Below are 21,985 nucleotides of genomic sequence, written 5' to 3' on the forward strand. Positions count from 1 at the left end.
AAGTGGCTTTGGTCTTATAACAATGAACGTCCTAACTCGGCTATTGGAGGTATACCACCCAAAAGAAAATTGGCTCTAGCAGCCTAGGTTTCTACTTTTAGTGTCAGTTAAAAATGGGGGGATTACCAGACAAGTGTTCGATCTTCTTTTATTAGTTTTTGTTGAGGTTCCTTGAACAAAAGGAAATCGTTTTGCATCCTTCTCTGTTGCAAACTCATAACCCATCGAATATTGTGCCTTATGATTTTTAATTTCTGATTGGACAACACGGATCAATTCTATAGCTAACTCCCGTGTACTTTCTTTAGAATTCATTTTAACCTTTAACAGGGTTGCATACTCATTAATTAAGTCATCAATCGCTTCCCATACCTTAGCTTTATCATTATCAACAGATTGTCGTGTCCTTTTGGGCAAGTTATTTAAATCTATTTCATCAAAATCGACGTTATTTAATAAACGCAGTTCAAATGACTTGTTCAAAAGCTCAGTCATAAAATTATTTTGAGCATTTTTATCACGAGTTAATTTAGATAAAAATTCGTGTTTAAAGGTGCCTAAAGGTTGCTTTAATTTATCGGCAATATCTGTAAAGCCGTTTTTAAAAATCACGGGCTCTATTTCTAATTGAGCATATTTTTCCAACATTTTTTTGATTGCTACTCGCAAAATAGGATGGCGAGGCACAACGCCAAAGGCATCATTATTTCCCTCAATTTCCAGAGGCAACTCAATGCCCAAAAGTCTGGCTAAATAACGCTTTTCCTCCGGGTGTTCAAATCGCCTAAAGTGACCGATTATCCCAAATTTAGGTTTATCTGGTGCAAGTGTTGTCGACTTATTCACTAGTGCTAATAAATCGGTGTCCAGATAGTAGCCGCCAAAGTAATATAAACTACAATACCTAATTAAATCGCTTACCGCTGCTAAATTCTTGTTTCCTATAGATTCAGTTAATATATGTAATAATAATGCATTAGTTTCTTTGTCTGAAAAAATTGGATCGTTTTTCAGACGAGATACCAATTCATTTATATTTCTGATTTCTATATGATAATTTTCTGCAGTAATAGGAACATCTAAAACTTCAGCGGGGGATGGTTCTTGTGAAATTTTACCTTTAGGATGAGAAGATCCAGGGTGGTTTTTCAATTTGCCAGAACTGTACTTAATTGAAGCTGCTTGGCTCAATGGCTTGTTGATAATTTTTTCATTATCTGTCCAAATGATCGTTTTATTAAAACGATTTCGATAGGCAACCCCCGATAAATCTTTTATGGATTGCAGGTAATGAGGTTTAATCTCGCCCCCTACCCAAACATAATGAAAGACCGGTGGGATGCTTTGGAGGGACTTCATAGAAAATACTCCGTGACAAAGGTTCTGCTAATTGACTAATTATTTTACACGGAATGAATTTTTAGAGAATATACTCATTTGGAAAGTAATAATTTCGAAATTAGTATATAGTGCAATTAATGATCCTTTGTATAAACAGATCCAAGGCTAAATTGCTGTTTTTGAAAGTGCGCATCTATCTGATGATCATATTCGGGATGCTCCGGATTGTTATAAATTTCTTTCCCATTGGTTGGTCTCGATTGATGGATGTTTATGACCATGGTTATGCCAGAATACGAGCCCGTAAAGCCGACTTACTAGATTCACGAAAAGGCGACATACCTCATAAAGAAAATAATTATATATATTTGTTTTCGCAATTCGAGAAATTTTCTTTCATTTTCTCTATTTCATTTTTATCAATAGGAAAATCTACAAAAAATGAGCTTTTGAGTTGTGGCCACTTATTTTTTTCACAAAATTGTTTAAATTTCTTTTTGCTAATATGATCTATTTTAAATTGATTACAAATAAGTTCATACGCAACACCTAGATCATTAAAGGATTGTTCTTTATCACCTTCTATATAACAAATTGTTTTAAAAATAAATAACCTGGTTTTTGGATTCCATAACAAACTCTTACCTCCCGTTGGTGTAGCAATCCCAACTAAGCCGATAAGATCACGGATTCCCAAAGTTAGGGGATAACAACCAAGTTTTGTTAATTGAGTAGAAATGGTAGTTTGATTTGCAGGTAAAAAAGAAGAGCAAAAACTGATCGACCAGTTTTCCTTTATCTTTCGGTAAAAATGATACTCCTCCTTTACTTTTTCGATTTTATAATGTTGATTATTTTGTTGATAAACATGTTCATTTTCTGGAATTAAAAATGGTGAGCAAGAACCATTCATTCCCATTGTAGGATCGACTAAATATTTTTCATTTTCTATAGTAACAATTAAGATTAAATGAGTAGCTGGAATCTTTTTTGCCTCAAGGGAGTCTGGTGATAATCCATTAAGAACTTTTGCAATAGAACGATAAACCTCAAAACCCGATTTACTTAATGCCCTATACAAAATTTCAGAAGATTGAAAACAAAAGCCACCATTATATCCGTCAATAAATTCACCCAAATTAAAAAGGGTTAGGGACTGACGAAATAATGGGTGTGATTGGCTTGCAACTCTCAATTCAAAATTATGAAATGGATAGCTTTGCATATGACAGTTATAAACTTTTTGCAAATAATCAAGTTTAATTTCTTTAGATAAATCATTTACTTGTAAAAAATTACAACTAATTTTTCTAAAATACTCTTTAATTAAATGCTCGTTTCTATCTGACTTACTTAACACAATAAAACCTTATTTTCTTTTGCTTAATTGGCTCAGAATATATTCTTATAATGTACAAAATGGAATAACAATATCAAACTATAAGTTTAATTAAGCCCCGCTCAACAAGATAGTTAATCAGATGCTAATAAATACCTACGCTAAGTAAATAGGAAAAATTTTCCATTTTTATAACAATGGAACCCGAGCTGTCTTATAAAGCCTCTAAACAGGAGGCAATTGAGCAAAATAAGGATATAGAGCTTAAAAAGAAGGCAAGAGAGGAGGAGGAACATCTTTTTTTTTATTTATTTCTCTTCAAAGTAGTTAGTTGCGTTACTGCATGCTGTTGAAATTTATATTTAGATGCTCTTTAAGTTTTAGAGGAAGCAAATCGTTTACTCAATGAATTGCCTTCACATTTAAAAGATATGGCTGACTTTACCTTATCTACTGGATTGCGTGCTTCGATACGTTACTGGAGTACGGTGGAATGAGGTAGATCTCATTAAGAGAAAGAGAACATCACTCCAAGAGCTGCAACAATTAGGGGTATGGTCAATTTTTGAAATGGTGTTACGTTATGCCCATCTTTCTAGGGATCATTTACGAGATGCTGCAAATAGAATTAGTGGGCTTCACGTAACGTTTTGGCACTAGTTTTTTGAAAGAATTTAAAAAAGTGTTACAAATTTGATATCCCTTTTTTCAATTTTCGAAAAACACACGTAAGTACTTGATTAAATGGCGCGCTTGGTAATAAAAACCTCTAATAATCAATACCTTGTGATGCATCATAAGTATAGAATAACAGTGTAAAACTGCCAAAAACAGCGGAGTACTGTCACAGTTATGCCACAATTTATGACACAATAGTTATATTAGATTGGATTGCTGAACGAAATGAGCAACCATTTTGGTACTGTCGCGAAAAGTTTTATTCATACAAATGTCCCTCTTAGAAAAAGTTAGTTTCCAAAAGAGAGTATTCTACAAAAGCATAAAATTGATATATTTTGCGCCGTTTACGCACTTTTGGAATATTATGTTTAAAAATTGTTTTTTTGAAGCGTCGACCGGAACTACTGTAAAAACCCCTGAGGCACGAAAAACGGAGCCAACAAGGCCAGCAGTTCCCAGGTTATCTCTTGAAATAGTTAAAGAAAACCCTTTATCGAAACGACTCCGTAAATTGGACAATACTTCCATTACGCATGCTCCCAAATATTCTGAGGGAGTTTATATCACAACAAATGAAGAACGCTCCGATGTCATAGCAGAACTTTTAGCCGAAAAGCCTAACACTGGAGGGGGATGCCATATTGGATTTTCTGGTTGGCATAACTTAGATATTATGGCTTTAAGAAGATCGAGCTATGGTGTAATTTGTGACCACAATCCTGAAAATGCTTACTTTTTAAGTGTTACATTAAACAACTTGCTTAAGTCAAACAATAGAGAACAATTTATTGAAAAAATGACTCGCTTCGTTAATACTCATGATTTTCACCGTCTTAGCAAAAAAACCGAAAGTAATTTGGATAATGCTATAAAATTTTCTCCAAATTTTCGATCAGATGCCCGATGCTCAGACCCCTCTGATGAAATTAGAGACCATTTACAGGTAAAAACGGGTTGGTTAGCCAATGAGGAACGGTTTCAGTTTATAAAGTTTCTAGCTCACAACGATAAGATTGTACTGTTAACTGAAGATATTCTTGCAACTGAAACCTTTATTAGACTAAAAAAATTGCTTCAGGAAAATGCAGTTGAAATAGATACCTTATATACAAGTAATATAGGTGCATACATGAAGTCTCCTGAATCGCGAGTTGCCTTTTTAGAAACAGTTCAAGCTTTGTCCGAATCCGAAACTAAAATAATTGATGCTCGATGAGACTTTTATCAATATTGCGATGATTTAGCGCAACGCTTGACCACGCCCAAGCTTTTAGTTGACTCGGACAAAGCAAATCAATGGTGGTGGGGAGAAGAAACCTTAAGAGAGTATCTCCAGAGAGAGACACCAGAAGAGAAGGCTAAAAGAGCAGCACTCGTTCACAGTCATTTTAAGTCTGAAGCTGTCCGACGCTTTATGCTACAAAACGAAGATACACCCACATCGCCATCTTTTACTAGCTAATGCATTCATCCTGGTAATTTTTAGCTAAGTGATCCGGGATAGCAAATTGCTAAAGCTTAGATACTGTGAATCAAAAGGTTTAAATCAATAATTAGAAGTAAGGTAAATATTTTATAATGTTAATAAGAGAAATTTTAAATACAGCAAATCTCTTTAGTAGCGAAGAGCAAGCTAGGGAGTTAGCAGCATTGCCTAAGGTTATATCCGATTATAAAGGTTTTAGCCAAGATGCTTATTTAGAATTATTAAGGCTAACTCTTAGAGCAGCAGAAACTGAAGAATACTATCAACCACAAATTGAACGGATTAAATCAGCCAGAATACGAGCACAAAAGCTAGTAATAGCATTTGGTACAGTAGGCGCAGCGCTGAAATATTTAGAAAATTTTGAAAAACAATTCCCTCAAGTGCAGAATAAAATTCATGATGCTTGTTTATTTGGATTCCTACCGGTCACTTGTAACCTTAATTTATGGCGTGGAATTATCAAGCATAATTTCCCAACGCATGCTAACTCTCCTATTTTTAGATTGTTACCTTTAGCTACTCGCATAGAAAAATATGTTAAAGAAAATACAGTACACTTAGAAAGGACCATTCAAGAAGATGTTTCTCAAAAATGTAAACAACGTTTCGTTAGAGACTACGAGTCATTATTTAAACTAAGAGACATGCAATTGCCTACTAAGAAAATTGCAAAAGAAACAAATAAAAAATTTGATGTTTATATAAGACAGCTACTTAGTTACCCATTAATAGGACAACTAAATGCAGTGCAGCAACAACAATTTGAAAAAAAAAGAATGGAGTTAAGCGATAAAAAGGAAGAAATTAAGAATTTAATAGAAGATAAATATCAAATAAAACTAAAAAAGAAAAATGATGCTAAATCTACACCTACGCTTATAAGCCTTGAAGATTACATCGAAGCAAAAATGAAAGAAAATAAAAAAGAAATAGAAGCTACGGTGAAAAGCCGCTTATTATCACCGCGCACACCGATTTCTGTTCTTTTTTCATATGCAAAATATAAAGCTTATACAAGGGCTAATGAAAACTTAGAAGCGGCAGAACTTTTTTTGCAGTATGGCATGCCAGAAAATGTGTTTGAGCAATATCTAGATTTAATACCTCAAGATAATGCAAATTATATTCCCGACTTATTTATTTCCGGTGAAAGTATCTCTGCCGACTATAAAGGCTATTATTTAAAAAAATTACCTTCAAGCGATCCACGCGCTGCCCTGCTTGGACATATGACTGGCTGTTGTCAATCAATTGATGAAAACGGAAAAAGCTGTGTCATTTATGGAATTACCAGTGAGAGATCAGGATTTTATGTGCTATGTAAGCAACGAGGAAAAGAGCCCGACCCTCATGATAGTATTGTTTCTCAATCTTGGGCATGGTTAGCAGAGGATGAAAACCTGGTTCTAGATTCCATTGAAAGCCAATTAGATTTTAGAAAGCATACCCAACTAATAATGGATTTTTATATGGTTCTAGCTAGCCACCTACTTAAAGCCGGGATCCCAGCTGTATTAGTAGGAGCGGGTGGTGAAACGCCTCCGCAGTTAGGTCTAAGGCGGTGGGCTAGATCTAATCCAATCGATTATACAGGTTATTCTGATTCTCATAGGCAACGCTTAATTGCGCATAAAGAGTTGCAGCCCTTACTTTATAAAACGCATAGTCAATTTAACCCTTCTTTGATTCCATTAAATTCAGTATTTGAAACTCAGCAACTAAGCATAGCAGCCTTCTTGGAGTGGTGTGATTTATACGTTATCAATAATCTAACTAATCTTGAGGATCTATACCTTTATCTTCCCCCCAGCATTAGTCAAACAGAAGCTAGATTTAAAATAAACCTTGTTAAAGATTGGAATCAATTATTAGACAAGATTATGGCTGATTCTGAATCGCCTGAAAAAGTTCTACTTAATATTGAACAATATGGACAATATATAAATTCAGGAATTGAGCATAAAAGTGATCAATTTTTATGTTGGGCAGTAAAAAAAGGACAATTAGAGCTCGTAGAACAAATTATAACATTTTACTCTGATGTAAATATTACCTTCGAGGGTCGTAAGCTGTTAGAATATGCTATTAATAAAAAAGAGTTAGGTGAAGCAGAAAAACAAATTATTAAGCTCCTAATTAAATATGGAGCTGATGTTAATGCAAAAGATATATTTAATAAGCCAATGCTTGCAACGACTGTCTATACTGAAAATGAAGTGGCTATTCAACTGCTTATTGAAGCAGGTGCCAAATTAATCGAGGAACCTGAAGTTTTTGTAGCGGCTATAGATAAATTGCAATCAAAAATTATAGATCGCGTATTTAAATCTAATGGTGACTTACAGGTTGTAAATGAATTTATTTCTTCTTTGCTTCAATATTTTATAAACCTTAATGATTACCAATCCAGAATTAAAGCCATTAAAATATTAATAAATATAGGTATCAATTTTGATGATCCAAAAGCAATCAAAGAAGCTAAAAAAATAGGGTGGAATTTAACAAAACTTGTGGTAGATAAACCAACCATATCAAATAGTTTTTTTCAAACACGTGCGGATTTACCCTCTAAGCAACAGACCAAAGAAATTTTACCGGAAAAGGAGTTGTTTGAGTTATGCTGGGATGCTCAAAATATGGACAGAATTAAAGCGCTTCTTTTAATTATTAAAGACATTAATAAGCAGTTTTATCTTGATAATACATGTTTAAGTAGAGCTGCAAGTCGAGGTCATATAAAACTTGTTAGGCTACTTCTTGAACACCAAGCTGATAAAACTATAACTAATATGTTTGGAAAAACAGCGGCTGAATGTGCATCTAATGCAAGCATTAAGGAATTGATTGATAATTGGGATTATAAGGAGGAATGCACGATAAATTCGGGATGGTGCGTCCTATTCTAAATGAGGGCATTAATTTATAATTTTAAAGGCAAGGAAATATTCCTTAATTATAATAATACCAAGTTATTGAAAAAATTGAGGATACCCCATTGAAACTTTTAAAAATTGCTTTCTCCATCTCTACGATTCTTTTGCTGATCCCATTGTGTGCCCACAGATGGGTGTACTCAGCGTGGGCAGATTTTTATTTTTTAGATCAGTTGGGTGAATGTTCGTTTGGGATAGAAAATTATTGGGAGTATCTGGGAAAATTTAGACAGTCGAGTAATCTGTTTATTTGTCTCATTTCCCCTGACACACTCTGGAATGATTGCTCATAGCCAAAATAAACAAAAATATTTAATTTTAATACACTGTCGATGCCTAACTCATGAAAAATTGTCCTCTGCAAAGCTCAGAATTCGTAATAAATCAATTCTTAAGCTTCTCCTTTAATAAATAGATGTTAAAATTTTGTTCTTTACTGACGTATAATAGACCACCATGAAATCTAAAGATGAAAATATTTCTCTCAAAAGAAAAGCAAGCGCAATAGAACAAGACCAATTAGATGGACCGAAAAGCCTAGAGGTAGATGGGATAATGGAAATAGGGGAAGAAGAATTCTATCAGCAAAAAGCGCCTAAAAAGCAAAAAGATATCACTGATAACAGCTCTAATGAATTGCTACCCCCTACAATCATGGAAGAGCTACTAAAATTGATGTTTTCTCAACCGGAAGTTTTAACACTCCAACCACTGAATCCTAATTTATATTCATCCATATTTTCCCCACTTAATGAGCCACAACAAAAAGAGGTTATGACTCAAACAGTGGAGGCGAATAATGAAGAGGTACAGATCCTTACTATTGATGATGAAGGCAAGGGAAGAGAGAAAGAGTTGGTGATAGACGACAACCGTTTTCCTACGACTACTCCTGCACAAAGTCACAGACCAATATTCTATCTTGATGATAATAAATCCATTCAAGAGTTAGAGAATTCAATTCACTTATCAGTCAATGGTTCCCAGGTTAACTTTCAATACAAAAGTGGCAAAAAGGACAAACCCGATCTGGTTTACATTGCTCCTCTGAATCTCATTTCATCACAGCAAATTCACTATGGTGTTTACGCCAGGCGTTTCATCAAAAAGGGCACTGTTTTATTCGAGTACACTGGTGAAAAAGTTTCCGATGAGGAAAATCAGGATGAAAAGAAAGACAGAGATTATTTTATGTTTTTGAAAAATAGGAACAAAATACTTGATGCAAAATACCAGGGAAATGTTTCTCGTTTTATTAATGCTTCAACCATTCAGGAAAATGTCGAATTTATAGAAAAGAAAAAGAGAATGTTGGTCATTGCCGCCAGAGATATTTATGAAGATGAGCAATTATTAGTTGATTATGGCAAAGATTATTATTTTTGCTTTAAACCTTTCTTTTTACACCCTTCGGATAATTTTAGATGTGCTCAGGAAATTTTTGAAGAGTATCAGGATAACTATCATCCTGTTCCTTACAATTTTGCAAACTGTACATATGATCTTAGCCCCTTAGGTATTACCAAAGAAGATACTGCTTTTCTACCTAAACCTGTTTACGAAATGCTACAAAATAGAAATATCAGAAAATATGATTCTATTTCTCATTTGCCATTACCAATTTTAAAAGTAAAAGATGGGCAATTCGTGCCGCTGTGGCAGCAGGAGCGTATCACTTTACTTTTGATGGCCGCTTTTCTGGGAAACGTAACTGTATTGAAGAAATTACTCCAGAACCCTAAAATGGATACAACGATTCAGCAAGCAATGTCGGGCCGTACCGCATTACATCTTGCTTGCTTGGGTACCTCCTTAGATAGAACACCTCGAGATATAAAAAATCGATTAGCAGCTTTAGATCTGCTCATAGAAAAACCGGGCTTAGATTTCAAAGATAGGAATCATAGAACGCCTATTTTTACATTGATTGATAATGATTCCCCCAATTATTTAAGGCATCTACTGCAGAAAATTAAACCTTCTATTACTAATTTCCAACGTCATAAAAAAAATCAGCTTGACCCATTTTTCTATGCATTAAAAAAGAATAAAAAAGATCATGCTTTAGTTATTATTGATTATATGGATAGTATTGGAAAATTATCTAAATATGCTGAGCACATAAAAGAGTTTGTGCGTAAAACGCTAATATTTAATAATGGTCGCTATGATCTCAAATTAATCGCAGCTTGTAATGAAGTGCTTGAAAAAAAAGGCATCCCAGGGACAGTTGTTAAAATGCCAAACCTTTTCAAACCTCTAGTATCAATACCTAATGACCAGAATATGATTTGTCGAGGAAGTTCTCAATCTAATTTGCCGGTACAGGATACCTAATCCAGATAAGAAGTGGTTTGACAGGCACTACACGGGGACGGTCCGGGACCTAAGTGATCTGCGCAAAATGTGATCAGTCAAAAAGGCGCAAAAAAAGCACATAAAAAGAACGAACAAATGATTGGTGTTAAATGATGATTAATGATCTAATAGTTTTATTAACGATTCGTAATCTTTTCCATTTCTTTCAGCTGTTCCTTTATCCACCATAGAGAACTAAATTTTTTTTCACCATGTAATTGAAAAGAAAGAGGGCATAGTAGTACTGGCGGGCTTGTAGAAGCATCGGTATTTACGTAATCTACCGATAATTCCCCATTATGGGCAAACAAGGAATGATAGAGTTTATAAGTTTCTTTTGCAGACCAATTCCTAGGTAAGTCTGTTTTTTTAAACCTAGTAGTCTTAGCCTTAATTGTTCATACTAATCAAATTTCTAGCCTCTTTTGAAACCAGGGAAACTTTATTAAGTATTTGTGCATTAAAGAAACTGTAAATCTGTAATTTAAGCTCGTTTGGTAATTTTTGAAACATAATTATTGTGCCGGCAATTAATTGAACTATTTTGTAATTAATAAAATGGAGTGAGATTTATTTGGATAAAGGACATGCTCTTATTCATCCTGATGAGTCAAAAACTAAAAGAGCAATTCCTGTTCCTTTGAATAAACAAGCTATTTCACTTATTCAATCCCAAAAGGGCAAACATCCTGCTTATGTATTTACATACAAGGGTAAGCCTGTAACTCGATGTAATAATCATGCATGGAGGAAGGCTCTAATAAGAGCGAATATTGATGATTTCCGATGGCATGATTTAAGACATACATGGGCTAGTTGGCATGTACAAAATGGAACAGCCTTACACGAGTTACAAGATCTTGGAGGATGGTCTAACTATTAAACGGTATTGCGTTACGCTCACCTTTCAAGTGATCATTTAAAAATTGCTGCAGAACGGATTTATGACACGTTTTTGCCACAGTAGGTTGGTTTTATGTCACAATTAAAAGGGTTAAGCCATTGATTTTACTATGTAAAAATGGCGCGCCCGGAAGGCTATCAATAGTGATTAGATTTAAGTTTTAAATTGAAATAAGCCCAAGACTCAAAGGAAGGATAGATTCGTCGCTTACTTTGTTCGCTCCTCACCGCTTTGCGGCGCGCTGAAGCGCGTCCAAAATGCTTCGCCGCACTTCGTGCTCTTCGCTTTGCATTTTGTCGAACCTCTTTCAGTTCAAACACTTCCGGGCCAATGACATGGGATGCCTTGGCTACTATTTCGGAGTGATTCTTATTTTGGTTTTATTATTTGGGAATGGCGCGCCCGGAAGGATTCGAACCTCCGACCCCCTGGTTCGTAGCCAGATACTCTATCCAACTGAGCTACGGGCGCGTTGACTGGCGGAGAGAGAGGGATTCGAACCCTCGATGGGATTTCTCCCATACTCCCTTAGCAGGGGAGCGCCTTCGACCACTCGGCCATCTCTCCAATCAATGGTTGCGGAGTATATCAGGTATTTTGATGTCGTCAATATCCATTACTTATAAATTAAATCTTAATATAGAGTTTGGTCTCTATAAGCTCCATTATGATCTATAATTGGTCAGTAAAGTGTGAGTTACTTACTTCTTCGCATACTACCCAATTTTTCAAGAAGTTAGTTTAGTATTTTGAAATATAATGCTTTATAAAATTTCCAAAATTACATGATTACTGCTACTCTTATCATTCATAAAATTACAGCCAATCTCAGTTAGGAGTCAGGGCGTGTAGTTAAAAGATTTTGGTATTTTTTGTAACTTGCAAAAGAGAATATAATCTACTTCTCAAAGAACTACAGATGTATGGAGTTTTTCGAGTAAGTTTCTTTTAACAAAAGGCTGCGACTCAATTTTAAAATAAGGAGGATCGATGAAACAGAAGTCAAATTTACATGGTCGAGACGTGTATATAGTTGATGGAAATCGAACACCATTTCTCAAAGCCAAAGGCATAGGTCCCTTTACTGGATCTGATTTGGCAGTAGCGGCAGGGACGACATTATTAAATCGACAACCTTTTGCTCCAACTGAGTTGAATGAAGTGATTATTGGATGTGCTATGCCTAGTCCAGATGAGGCAAATATTGCTCGAGTGATTTCCCTGCGTTTGGGATGCGGCGATAAAGTGCCCGCGTTTACAGTAATGAGAAATTGTGCATCGGGAATGCAAGCTCTGGATAATGCTGCAATCCAAATTGCAAGCGGTCGTAGTGACTTGGTGCTTGCAGGTGGTACCGATTCTATGAGTCATGCTCCTTTATTATTCAACCAAAAAATGGCCTCGTGGTTGGCTAGTTGGTATGGTTCTAAAAGTTTTAGTCAAAAATTAGGTCTAATCACGCAATTTAGACCAGCATATCTTGCTCCTGTAATTGCTTTGTTGCGTGGTCTCACTGATCCTATTGTGGGTATGAACATGGGACAAACAGCAGAAAAAGTTGCTTATCGCTTCAACCTAACTCGTGAGCAAATGGATGAGTTTGCGACCCAAAGTCATTTAAAGCTGGCAAAAGCTTATAACGAAAAGAGAATGACTGAAGTCTCACCGATCATAGATTATAAGGGACGGGTTTATACACAAGATGATGGACTACGCGCAGATTCAACAGTTGAGAAATTAGCTAAATTGAAGCCCTTTTTTGATAAAAAATACGGAATGGTAACGGCTGGAAATAGCTCGCAAATAACGGATGGTGCGTGTTTGTTATTACTCGCTAGTGCCGATGCAGTGAAAAAATATGGTTTACAAGTTATTGGTAGAATAGTGGACTCACAATGGTCAGCACTAGATCCATCACAAATGGGACTTGGTCCTGTGCATGCGGTAACTCCTATTTTGCAAAGACAGAAATTAAAATCTGAAGACATTGATTGTTGGGAAATTAATGAGGCATTTGCTGCGCAAGTTTTAGGCTGTGTTGCAGCTTGGAATGATGAGGATTATTGCCGGACTCAGTTAGGTTTGGAAAAAGCATTGGGTGGCCCTTCGCTGGAAAAACTTAATCGGGATGGCGGAGCAATTGCAGCAGGACATCCCATAGGTGCAAGTGGTGCACGTATTGTATTACACGTTTTAAAATCATTAGAACAAAGAAATGAGTCGCGAGGTATGGCTTCTATCTGTATTGGTGGGGGACAGGGCGGGGCTATGTATCTTGAACGAGTGACTGAGGTGAAAGGACATGAATAATTACAAACATTGGGACTTGAAACGAGATAGTGATAACATTCTGTGGTTGGGATTGGATAGAAAAGATACGTCTGTAAATAGCATCAATGAAGAAGTATTAGACGAACTCAACAGTCTTCTGCATGAAATAGCACAAGATAAAAAGGCTATAGGTTTGATTGTTTATTCAGCTAAAGAAAAAGGATTTATCGCCGGTGCTGATGTAAATGCATTTTCAAAATTTGAAACGCCAGCTCAAGCGGTGGATTTTTTAAGAAAAGGACAAGCGGTATTTGCTCGACTACAAGCGCTAATCATTCCTAGCGTCGCGATGATAGATGGCTTTTGTATGGGAGGAGGCTATGAATTGGCTTTAGCTTGCACCTACCGTATTGCTAGTGACGAAAAAGATACTCGTATCGGTTTGCCTGAAGTAATGTTAGGTATACATCCTGGTTGGGGAGGTTCTGTACGATTACCTCAATTAATTGGTGGATTTAATGCCTTATCACAAATCATTTTGACTGGAAGTGCTGTACATGCTGTAAAAGCTAAAAGCCTAGGCATGGTTGATGATGTAGTTCCCGTACGCCAGTTAAAACGAGCTGCAGTTTATTTCATTAAGAACAAGCCACCAAAGCATAAACCCTCATTCATACAAGGATTAACAAACAGTGCATGGATAAGGAAACCTCTAGCTGCTTTAATGCGTCGTAACGTTGCGAAACGGGTACGAAAAGAGCATTACCCAGCGCCTTATGCCATTATTGATTTGTGGGAAAAAGAAGGAGGTATGGGTGATAGAGCATACTTGAAGGAAATAGACTCCGTGGAACATCTGGTATCTACAGGAATTACTTCAAAAAATTTAATCCGTGCTTTTTCCTTGCGTGAACGTTTAAAAGGTTTTGCAAAAGGTAGTGACTTTAAAGCAACCCATGTTCATGTGATAGGGGCCGGTGTTATGGGAGGCGATATTGCTGCATGGTGTGCTTTGCGTGGTCTGCGGGTAACTTTGCAAGATCAATCGTATGCGCAAATTGCCCCAGCAATTGGCCGTGCTCATTCTTTATACAAAAAGAAATTACGTAAGCCACGTCTTATACAAGCGGCAATGGATAATTTAATCCCTGATCCTGAAGGCCATGGTATTGCACGTGCCGATGTAATTATTGAAGCTGTTTTCGAAAATCTTGCTGTAAAACAAGAAATTATGCAAAAAGTCGAAAAGCAAGCCAAAAAAGATGCCATCATTGCTACGAATACATCCAGTATTCCGTTAGATGAAATGAGCAGTGTCATGAGTAATCCGAATCGACTCGTTGGCATTCACTTCTTTAATCCAGTTGCTAAAATGGACTTAGTTGAGGTAGTGAGTAGTGTAAAAACCTCCAAGACCGTTGAGCTTGATTCCTGTGCTTTTGTGAATCAAATTGGTAAACTTCCTTTGCCTGTTAAATCCAGCCCTGGATTCTTAGTTAATCGAGTATTAATGCCTTATTTGATGGAATGTGTGCAATTACTGGATGAAGGATACAGTGCAGAAACAATTGATGAGGCTGCATTATCATTTGGTATGTTTATGGGGCCTGTGGAACTTGCAGATACTGTAGGATTAGATGTTGGTTTGGCGGTTGCTGAAAATTTAACAGCTCATTTTGGTGGAACTGTGCCACAAAAACTTCGTGATATGGTTAAAGCAGGTAAACTCGGTCGGAAAACGGGTCAAGGATTTTATCAATACAAAAATGGTAAGCCAGTTAAAAAACAACCCAGCACACCTATTGACCCTCATATTACTGATCGATTAATTCTAAGAATGGTAAATGAGTCAGCAGCTTGTTTGCGCGAGGGAGTTGTATCCGACTCGGATCTGCTTGATGCAGGAATGATTTTTGCCACTGGGTTTGCTCCATTCCGGGGTGGTCCAATGAACTATGCAAAAGATTTCGGAACAAATAATTTGGAAAATTTATTTAAGACCCTTGAATCTAAGTATGGTGAACGTTTTAAGGTAGATGAAAGTTTGTAATTATTGATTCTACTTTAATAAGCAGGATGGTAGTTTAGGTAGAGCGCTATCTTTAAGCTAATACTTTGGCATTCCCGCGAAGGCGGGAATTCATTCTTACAGTAGCACTATACCACGTTAGAAAGGTTCCCGCTTCCGCGGGAACTAGATCTTTTCATAATTGAAGTGCTTTCATCGAATCTATGAATTAAGCTCCTAATATACGTCTAGGGATATTCATTGCAAATGATCTTAAACAAGCAAAGTTTATTTTTTTTGATGTTTCTGCAATTTTGCACATCGTTCTGTGCTGCGACCACTTTGGTTTTACCAACAACAGGTAATGTTGTTGGAGAGATTCAATATGGGGTAGCTGAGGTAAATGAGACCATTGATGAGGTAGGAAGGCGTTTTGATCTGGGATATTATGAGCTTGTACGAGCAAACCCTCAAATTGATGCAAGACAATTTTTAATCGCCAATTCTCGACTTATTATTCCTGCACAATATATTTTGCCTAATGTTCCTAGAAAAGGAATCGTAATTAATTTAGCAGAATACAGATTATATTATTTTCCTGAAAATGAGAATGTAGTAATTACTTTTCCAGTGGGTATTGGGCGCAAAGGTTGGAGTACACCCTTGGGAGAAACAAAAATTATAGCAAAGGTAGCTAATCCCAAGTGGAGACCAACAGAACGACTGCGTGAAGAGGCAGAGAAGAGTGGGGATTTTCTTCCTGATGAATTCCCTTCCGGACCTTATAATCCTTTAGGTCAGCATGCTTTGCGCTTAGGATGGCCAACGTTCCTTATCCATGGTACTAATAAATTTAGTGGAATTGGGTCCCGGGTCAGCGCAGGTTGTCTGCGGATGTTTCCTGAGGATATTGAATATTTATTCCGAATGGTTCCAGTAGGAACTCCAGTGAGAGTTATTAACGAACCCGTTAAAATTGGTAAACAGAATGGGGAATGGGTAATTCAAGTCCATCCCCTTTTAAGTGAACATCAGGGTAGGACCCTCCAATCTATAGTTGAAGAGCAATTAAAAGATCGTAATATTTTTAATTTGAGCCGCAGTAAAGTACTTCAAAATGAGCTTCATTATCCAACAGGAATTGTCCGCAAAATATAAATTACGAGATAATTTTTACGTAAGCCACTGAGTGTAATTTAATTAATACAATTCTTCATCGGAGCTTGGGGGCGCTTTTGTTGAAAACGGTATAGTATTTCAAAAGGAAGTAGCATAAAAGCAAGACAATAAAGCCACCTATTATGTCGATTAAATAATGCCATCCTAACAAAACACAAGATGCAATAAGAAATAAATTAGTTATAAATAAAAGGAAACAAGGAATTGGCCATTCTCTGAGAAGATTCACACATAATATTGCCCAAATTGCGTGAAAAGATGGAAGTGCAATTAGTCCTCCTTCATTTGTAGTCGGATTAATATAATGATGAATTTGTCGGAACTTAAGTCCAGTATCAATTTGCTCAGGTGAAAAATAGGGACTGTTTATAATACTCGCGGGAGCAGTGGTAGGAAAAAAATAATAAAATCCAAAACCGATTAACACCGTACTTAACAAATAGAAATAATACTCTCTTATTAAATGAAAGCGACAAGTGGCAATGATCAGTAAAGGTAAAATACTCATTTGATAGGTGAGACTGTCATAAATTACACCGAGTACGTATTTAAACTGAGGATGGTTGTGAGTCCAGGCTAATATCGCTTCCATATGGATATTCATATGTTCTTCGAGTGTATTAATAAAGGGATCAATAATTGGAAATGGAGTTAATTGTACTGCATTTGTTGCGATGGCAATAAAACACATTACTGAAAAAAAATAGATTAGTTCTCGTCCCACTTGTCGAATTTTATTGTCCTTGGGGAAACAGAGAATAAGCCCAAGATTTAAAAGAATTAGTAAGAGAGCGAGGAAGGGAATTCCCTCTGGGAAAAAATTATTACCCGGATATTTATAGAAAAAATGATTTATTAAAAAAACAATAGAAGATAAAACCAGGACTAGGCCAGACAGAAAAATAATTAAACGAGATGAAACTTGACTCATGTTAAAATTAGTCAACTGTTTCTAAAAGTTGTTTTTGTTTAATGGCCTGAAAAATTTCTTCTCTATGAACATTAACTGATCTGGGGGCATCAACACCAAATTTAATATTTCCATGTTCTTGTGTTTTAAAAGCTAATATTTTAATTGCTGTATCACCAATATGAATCATTAAAGGTTCTTCAAATTGAAGAGAAATTATATCCATTAAAAACCTCTACTTTCAAATAAGTTGATTATTAATCAATGACATTTACATTGTATGCACGGTAACCCAATTCATAGAGAGTTGTCACTAAAAATTAATATAAAATTCATAAAAAATTCTTAAACAGAGCGTTTTATCTGTATAACATCCTAATTTAATAATTTTTAATTGATTAAGAATTGTATGATGCGCTTAATATGGTTATAATTAGCAGCTTTTTTTAAACCTTGCCTTACTGTTGTTTTAAATAACAGGAGGCTTTCATCCATAAGGAGAAATCATGAGACATTATGAAATTATGTTTCTTGTGCACCCGGATCAAAGCGAACAAGTACCAGCAATGGTAGAGCGCTATGAAGGGATCATAAGCAAGCACAATGGGGTCATCCATCGTAAAGAAGACTTGGGTCGTCGCCAGTTAGCTTATCCAATTTGTGATGTTCATAAAGCGCATTACATTCTTATGAATATTGAGTGTAGCCTTGAAGCTCTGGAAGAAATTAAAAATGCATTCAAATTTAATGATGCAATTATTAGAAATTTAATTACTCGTCAAAAACAAGCGATCACTACTGAATCTGTTTTGATGAAGAAAGAAAAAGAAACCAGATCTGCTTAAGGGGAGTCTTAATTATGTCAGCTTATTTTCGTAGAAAAAAAATGTGTCGTTTCAGCGCCGAAGGCGGTAATGAAATTGATTATAAAGATATCAATTTACTGAAAAATTATATTTCTGAAACTGGTAAAATTGTACCAAGTCGGATAACCGGTACTCAAACCCGTTTTCAAAGACAATTAGCTAGAGCAATTATGCAAGCCAGATTCCTTGGACTGTTGCCATATTGTGATAGTCACAGATAAATAATAATGATGCGTGCGGGCAATTTTATAGAAAAACATTGTAAGCTAATGCTTGAAAGTAAGAAGCAAGCAATTATATTTGCTGCTATTTTTTCGGTATTACCTTTTGCATCTTGGCTTTCCGTCGCTTTAGTATGTTTAGTGACCTTAAGAAAAGGTGCGCGATCTGGTTTTGATGTGTTATTGCCTGCACTTGTTATCCATTCTGTTCCATTGATGATGTTAATACCGTTGTCCGGAGCACTAATTAATACTCTTATCGCTTATCTTCCATGTTATTTCGCAGCCTTGGGTTTGCGAAATACTGAAAAATGGCAGGTGACTGCGGGAGTGTTTTTTATCCTGGCATTTTTGGGATGTTTACTTATTCAACTCTTAGCGCCTGGTTTTATTGTCGAACAGTTTAAGGTGTTTACAATAAATTTGTCACAATATCAGGAACTAGTTGACTCAACACTTAATGGCATAAACTCAGTAATTTTGGCGCAATTATTCTTCGGAATTCAGATACTTAGTGTGGTTGTATCCGCAACAATTTCCTTGATGTTTGCGCGAGCAATGCAAGCAAAATTATTTTTGCCTGGTGGTTTCAGGAATGAGTTAATGGTATTTCGTAGTGGTAGACTTTCATTTTTAGTTTTATTGGGAGTTTCTTTGGCAACTTTTTATGAGATTCCTTTGGCTATGAATGTGCTTCCCATTGTGCTTTGCTATTTCTTGGCTTCGGGATTTGGATTGGTTTATTTTATATTTTCTCAAAAGAGACAAGTAAAGATATTCATTTTATTAATGTTGTTCATATTAGTGAAGCCAACTTTGGTATTATGCACTTACGTCATTATTGGTTTATTAGATAGTTTAGTTAATTTTAGATCGTATTTCCCTACAAGGGTTGGCGAGTCAATTTAAGGGGTTATTAAGATGGAAGTTATCTTATTAGAAAAAGTGAGAAATTTAGGTAACCTGGGTGATAAAGTAAATGTAAAATCTGGTTATGGCCGTAATTTCTTAATTCCACAAAATAAAGCAGTTTTTGCTACACCAAAAAATATTGAGTTATTCGAACAGCGTCGTGTTGAGCTCGAGAAAAAAGCCCAACAATCTTTGGCAGTTGCCGAACAACGTGCTGCTAAGTTGAATGATACAACAGTCGTTATTAACGCTATGGCGAGCGACGAAGGAAAATTGTACGGGTCCGTGGGTGTAAATGAAATTAAAGATGCTTTAGTAGAAAAAGGTATCGATATAGTTAAACGTGAAATTGTTATGCCAGAAGGGCCTTTACACTCAATTGGTAATTTTGTTGTTGAAGTACATGTTCACAGCGATGTTATTGCTAAATTGCATGTTGAGATCGTCCCTGCTAAGTAAGTCCTGTGCATCCTGGGGAGCTATTGCGCACCCCAGGCTATCCTAAGCCGTTCTAATTTATACTAAAAGTATTCGATAAAGAGCAAGCAAGGCAATTATTGTATTTAAAACTGCCCACACATAAGAAGGATATAATCCCTTATACCCGCTATAGTAAGCATAGATAGCAATAAATGTACTTCCTGAAAAAAATATCCATTTATCATTGTATGCAAATCCCATAGACAGCAACGCTATGCCAAAAACTCCAAGTATTAAAAATACACTATTTTCCTTACCAAACATTAAATAGAACGTGAGGAGCTGACAGCACATTAATATTGGTAAGAAAAACTGAGTATAAGGCCCACTACCTAATAAAATTGCAGCGTGCCCAGCAATAAGTATTAATTGCAGAGCTATAAAAAAAAGCAATCTAAAATAAATGGCGGTTAAAAGTAAAGCAACACCGCCAATGAAATAATAAAGTTGAGAATGAAGTTGAGGGGTAGTTGTTCCAAAAAACTTCAAAAGTCCACTCAATATAATAAGTGAGCCAATGCATCCCAAAAAAAGAAATATTTCTTTAGCCACGTATCACCATTTTAAGTAAATCCCTTTAGCCACCGATTCTTGAATAATTGCACCTTGGGATTTGTTATATGAAATCCAATAATTTCCCATGTTACTTAGAGCGAACTTAACTCTTGGATACTGACATACTTCTAATACATTACGACAGTCAACAAGTGTAGTTTGTTCCTCAACGCGTTTATAACATTTGAAATTTAGGTTTCTGACATCAGAAGCAAAGGCGCCCCAATTCATTGGATCTAATGTAGCATGTAAAGGAGGACTCATAAATGCTTCTTCACTATTTACGCGCTCCATTTCAATTTTGGAATCAGAGTGATTTTGTATTAGATAATAAGACTGGTTTCCTGTTTCATTTAAAATCAAATAATTTTGACTATAACCGAAACCTGTAACTTCACATCCTCTTGGGAATGGACTTGCAACTTGAGCTTGTGCTGCGCTAATTAGAACAGCAGATAAAATAATCGATTTGTTAATTTGATGAAACACAGACATAAAATACCTCAGTAAGTAAACTTTGTGGGTTATTTTAATCATAAAAAATACAAAGTCTATCCCGTATAAAAGAATCTATTCTTTTTGTGCCGCAATTTTTGCCTTAATCATAGGATAGTAAGTTCTGTAAAAACTTAAAAATACATACATTCCAACATAAGCTAGGGAAAGTGTAAGGCAAATCACATTAGTATTAGGGTAACTAATGAGCAAACAAATTGAACTAATCGCATAAGTAATAGAACACACATGCATAAGTACTTTTAATATTTTGGAGTCTGTTAAATAGTCCAGTCTTGAAGGGTATACGTATTTTACAGGTACAAAAATAAGAATAGAAAGTATAGTCAATATAATTGCATTTGTGAGGGCGGAGGTATTAAAAATAAACATGTATAAAATAGTAATATTCCAGTAACAAGGAAATCCTTTAAAAAAATGATCTGGAGTTTTTGCATCAGATTGACAAAATTGATAAGCCGAAGTAATGGATACCGCTGCGATTATGAAAACCGAATAACTAGATGGAAGCATCCCGGGCTTGACGAGCAAGAAAAAGCAGGGAGTAATAACATAATTTAGATAATCAACAATATTATCCAGTAATGCACCATCAATTTTAGGTAAAATTTCTTTAATATTAACTAACCGAGCAAGACTTCCATCAACTGCATCGATAACCACCGTGATAAGCATTAGCCATAAAGCAAAAATATATTCATGCTGATACATCTTTACTAATGAAAAGACACCAATACAGGCTGCACTTGCAGTAAAGATATGCACTGACCAAGCCGCTACGTACTGTAAGGGATGGAATTGCTGTTTGCTTAAGTTCATTAATTATCCTAGTGTTAATAGAAAACCATTGCTTAAAGCGGGTTTAATTATGGATTTCTAAAATATTTATTAATTGTATTAATATATTGCTTTAAACTACTGTTGCTTTTTTGAAAAGCTAGAAATATAAAAATAGTATCAATAATCAAAAGTAGTACGCAAGGAGAGTTGATAACTTTAATGAAATATACTTTATTTGTATG

The 21,985-nt window shown here is 35.7% G+C and carries 18 protein-coding genes, 2 tRNA genes and 2 pseudogenes; 13 read left to right on the plus strand and 9 right to left on the minus strand.

Going from position 1 to position 21,985, the window contains the following annotated elements; genetic code table 11:
* Positions 1–75: 75 nt before the first annotated feature.
* Both ACWTE2_RS17295 and ACWTE2_RS17300 read right to left on the minus strand, forming a co-directional pair.
* Complete coding sequence (locus ACWTE2_RS17295; protein WP_454783636.1) at positions 76–1,191, minus strand: glycosyltransferase; 1,116 nt, start codon at positions 1,189–1,191, stop codon at positions 76–78.
* Between the two features lie 508 nt (positions 1,192–1,699).
* Positions 1,700–2,701 (minus strand): arylamine N-acetyltransferase, encoded by a 1,002-nt coding sequence (locus ACWTE2_RS17300; protein ID WP_454783637.1) that lies wholly within the window; start codon positions 2,699–2,701, stop codon positions 1,700–1,702.
* 486 nt (positions 2,702–3,187) lie between these two features.
* On the opposite strand from ACWTE2_RS17300, the pseudogene ACWTE2_RS17305 reads away from it, so the two are divergent.
* The 6 genes and pseudogenes from ACWTE2_RS17305 to ACWTE2_RS17330 form a co-directional block, all read left to right on the plus strand.
* Positions 3,188–3,310: pseudogene (locus ACWTE2_RS17305) on the plus strand (hypothetical protein); the annotation flags it as partial.
* Between the two features lie 415 nt (positions 3,311–3,725).
* Positions 3,726–4,577: an LIC_10091 family protein gene (locus ACWTE2_RS17310; protein WP_454783638.1), complete on the plus strand. Its 852-nt coding sequence runs from the start codon at positions 3,726–3,728 to the stop codon at positions 4,575–4,577.
* Between the two features lie 36 nt (positions 4,578–4,613).
* Complete coding sequence (locus tag ACWTE2_RS17315) at positions 4,614–4,823, plus strand: hypothetical protein (protein ID WP_454783639.1); 210 nt, start codon at positions 4,614–4,616, stop codon at positions 4,821–4,823.
* 116 nt (positions 4,824–4,939) lie between these two features.
* Positions 4,940–7,756 carry an ankyrin repeat domain-containing protein gene (locus ACWTE2_RS17320; protein WP_454783640.1) on the plus strand — a complete coding sequence of 939 codons (2,817 nt, stop codon included), beginning with the start codon at positions 4,940–4,942 and terminating at the stop codon, positions 7,754–7,756.
* A 483-nt stretch (positions 7,757–8,239) separates the two neighbouring features.
* Positions 8,240–10,120 (plus strand): SET domain-containing protein-lysine N-methyltransferase, encoded by a 1,881-nt coding sequence (locus ACWTE2_RS17325; protein WP_454783641.1) that lies wholly within the window; start codon positions 8,240–8,242, stop codon positions 10,118–10,120.
* Positions 10,121–10,694: 574 nt separating this feature from the next.
* Positions 10,695–11,108, plus strand: a pseudogene (locus tag ACWTE2_RS17330) (tyrosine-type recombinase/integrase); the annotation flags it as partial.
* Between the two features lie 331 nt (positions 11,109–11,439).
* Here the strand turns inward: ACWTE2_RS17330 and ACWTE2_RS17335 are convergent.
* Together ACWTE2_RS17335 and ACWTE2_RS17340 are read right to left on the minus strand one after the other, a co-directional pair.
* Positions 11,440–11,516, minus strand: a tRNA-Arg gene (locus ACWTE2_RS17335).
* Positions 11,517–11,522: 6 nt separating this feature from the next.
* A tRNA-Ser gene (locus ACWTE2_RS17340) sits at positions 11,523–11,612 on the minus strand.
* Positions 11,613–12,035: 423 nt separating this feature from the next.
* Here ACWTE2_RS17340 and ACWTE2_RS17345 point away from each other — a divergent pair.
* The 3 genes from ACWTE2_RS17345 to ACWTE2_RS17355 all read left to right on the plus strand — a co-directional run bounded on the left by ACWTE2_RS17345 (position 12,036) and on the right by ACWTE2_RS17355 (position 16,482).
* Positions 12,036–13,355 (plus strand): acetyl-CoA C-acetyltransferase, encoded by a 1,320-nt coding sequence (locus ACWTE2_RS17345; protein WP_182393514.1) that lies wholly within the window; start codon positions 12,036–12,038, stop codon positions 13,353–13,355.
* Positions 13,348–15,366 (plus strand): 3-hydroxyacyl-CoA dehydrogenase NAD-binding domain-containing protein, encoded by a 2,019-nt coding sequence (locus ACWTE2_RS17350; protein ID WP_454783642.1) that lies wholly within the window; start codon positions 13,348–13,350, stop codon positions 15,364–15,366. The genes ACWTE2_RS17345 and ACWTE2_RS17350 overlap by 8 nt, the downstream gene beginning before the upstream one ends.
* A gap of 225 nt (positions 15,367–15,591) precedes the next feature.
* Positions 15,592–16,482: a L,D-transpeptidase family protein gene (locus ACWTE2_RS17355; protein ID WP_454783643.1), complete on the plus strand. Its 891-nt coding sequence runs from the start codon at positions 15,592–15,594 to the stop codon at positions 16,480–16,482.
* A 55-nt stretch (positions 16,483–16,537) separates the two neighbouring features.
* Here the strand turns inward: ACWTE2_RS17355 and ACWTE2_RS17360 are convergent, their stop codons facing one another.
* On the minus strand, positions 16,538–17,434 hold the full coding sequence (locus ACWTE2_RS17360) for a phosphatase PAP2 family protein (RefSeq protein WP_454783644.1): 897 nt from the start codon (positions 17,432–17,434) through the stop codon (positions 16,538–16,540).
* A 7-nt stretch (positions 17,435–17,441) separates the two neighbouring features.
* Positions 17,442–17,639 (minus strand): carbon storage regulator, encoded by a 198-nt coding sequence (locus ACWTE2_RS17365; protein WP_182393518.1) that lies wholly within the window; start codon positions 17,637–17,639, stop codon positions 17,442–17,444.
* Between the two features lie 280 nt (positions 17,640–17,919).
* Between ACWTE2_RS17365 and rpsF the strand changes: the two genes are divergently transcribed.
* The 4 genes from rpsF to rplI are packed head-to-tail and all read left to right on the plus strand — an operon-like array spanning position 17,920 to position 19,871.
* Positions 17,920–18,258, plus strand: a complete 339-nt coding sequence (rpsF, locus tag ACWTE2_RS17370; RefSeq protein WP_058469455.1) for a 30S ribosomal protein S6 — start codon at positions 17,920–17,922, stop codon at positions 18,256–18,258.
* Positions 18,259–18,272: 14 nt separating this feature from the next.
* Positions 18,273–18,500 (plus strand): 30S ribosomal protein S18, encoded by a 228-nt coding sequence (rpsR, locus tag ACWTE2_RS17375; protein WP_058469456.1) that lies wholly within the window; start codon positions 18,273–18,275, stop codon positions 18,498–18,500.
* Between the two features lie 6 nt (positions 18,501–18,506).
* Positions 18,507–19,409, plus strand: a complete 903-nt coding sequence (locus tag ACWTE2_RS17380; protein WP_182393519.1) for a hypothetical protein — start codon at positions 18,507–18,509, stop codon at positions 19,407–19,409.
* Positions 19,410–19,421: 12 nt separating this feature from the next.
* Entirely contained in the window at positions 19,422–19,871 is a 450-nt protein-coding gene (gene rplI, locus ACWTE2_RS17385) for a 50S ribosomal protein L9 (RefSeq protein WP_182393520.1), read from the plus strand.
* A 57-nt stretch (positions 19,872–19,928) separates the two neighbouring features.
* Here the strand turns inward: rplI and ACWTE2_RS17390 are convergent, their stop codons facing one another.
* The 3 genes from ACWTE2_RS17390 to pcsA all read right to left on the minus strand — a co-directional run bounded on the left by ACWTE2_RS17390 (position 19,929) and on the right by pcsA (position 21,782).
* A complete protein-coding gene (locus tag ACWTE2_RS17390) occupies positions 19,929–20,444 on the minus strand; it encodes a hypothetical protein (RefSeq protein WP_182393521.1) in 516 nt (171 codons plus the stop codon).
* Between the two features lie 3 nt (positions 20,445–20,447).
* Positions 20,448–20,942 carry an enhanced entry protein EnhB gene (locus ACWTE2_RS17395; RefSeq protein ID WP_454783645.1) on the minus strand — a complete coding sequence of 165 codons (495 nt, stop codon included), beginning with the start codon at positions 20,940–20,942 and terminating at the stop codon, positions 20,448–20,450.
* 75 nt (positions 20,943–21,017) lie between these two features.
* Positions 21,018–21,782, minus strand: a complete 765-nt coding sequence (pcsA, locus tag ACWTE2_RS17400) for a phosphatidylcholine synthase (protein ID WP_454783646.1) — start codon at positions 21,780–21,782, stop codon at positions 21,018–21,020.
* Between the last annotated feature and the right edge of the window lie 203 nt (positions 21,783–21,985).

The organism is Legionella nigrisilvae, assembly GCF_977063395.2.

Excerpts from the sequence above, each read along its gene's own strand:
- ACWTE2_RS17310 (WP_454783638.1), top strand. The coding sequence starts at position 3,726 with ATGTTTAAAAATTGTTTTTTTGAAGCGTCGACCGGAACTACTGTAAAA.
- ACWTE2_RS17320 (WP_454783640.1), top strand. The coding sequence starts at position 4,940 with ATGTTAATAAGAGAAATTTTAAATACAGCAAATCTCTTTAGTAGCGAA.
- ACWTE2_RS17325 (WP_454783641.1), top strand. The coding sequence starts at position 8,240 with ATGAAATCTAAAGATGAAAATATTTCTCTCAAAAGAAAAGCAAGCGCA.
- ACWTE2_RS17345 (WP_182393514.1), top strand. The coding sequence starts at position 12,036 with ATGAAACAGAAGTCAAATTTACATGGTCGAGACGTGTATATAGTTGAT.
- ACWTE2_RS17350 (WP_454783642.1), top strand. The coding sequence starts at position 13,348 with ATGAATAATTACAAACATTGGGACTTGAAACGAGATAGTGATAACATT.
- ACWTE2_RS17355 (WP_454783643.1), top strand. The coding sequence starts at position 15,592 with ATGATCTTAAACAAGCAAAGTTTATTTTTTTTGATGTTTCTGCAATTT.
- ACWTE2_RS17360 (WP_454783644.1), bottom strand. The coding sequence starts at position 17,434 with ATGAGTCAAGTTTCATCTCGTTTAATTATTTTTCTGTCTGGCCTAGTC.
- ACWTE2_RS17365 (WP_182393518.1), bottom strand. The coding sequence starts at position 17,639 with ATGGATATAATTTCTCTTCAATTTGAAGAACCTTTAATGATTCATATT.
- rpsF (WP_058469455.1), top strand. The coding sequence starts at position 17,920 with ATGAGACATTATGAAATTATGTTTCTTGTGCACCCGGATCAAAGCGAA.
- rpsR (WP_058469456.1), top strand. The coding sequence starts at position 18,273 with ATGTCAGCTTATTTTCGTAGAAAAAAAATGTGTCGTTTCAGCGCCGAA.
- ACWTE2_RS17380 (WP_182393519.1), top strand. The coding sequence starts at position 18,507 with ATGATGCGTGCGGGCAATTTTATAGAAAAACATTGTAAGCTAATGCTT.
- rplI (WP_182393520.1), top strand. The coding sequence starts at position 19,422 with ATGGAAGTTATCTTATTAGAAAAAGTGAGAAATTTAGGTAACCTGGGT.
- ACWTE2_RS17395 (WP_454783645.1), bottom strand. The coding sequence starts at position 20,942 with ATGTCTGTGTTTCATCAAATTAACAAATCGATTATTTTATCTGCTGTT.
- pcsA (WP_454783646.1), bottom strand. The coding sequence starts at position 21,782 with ATGAACTTAAGCAAACAGCAATTCCATCCCTTACAGTACGTAGCGGCT.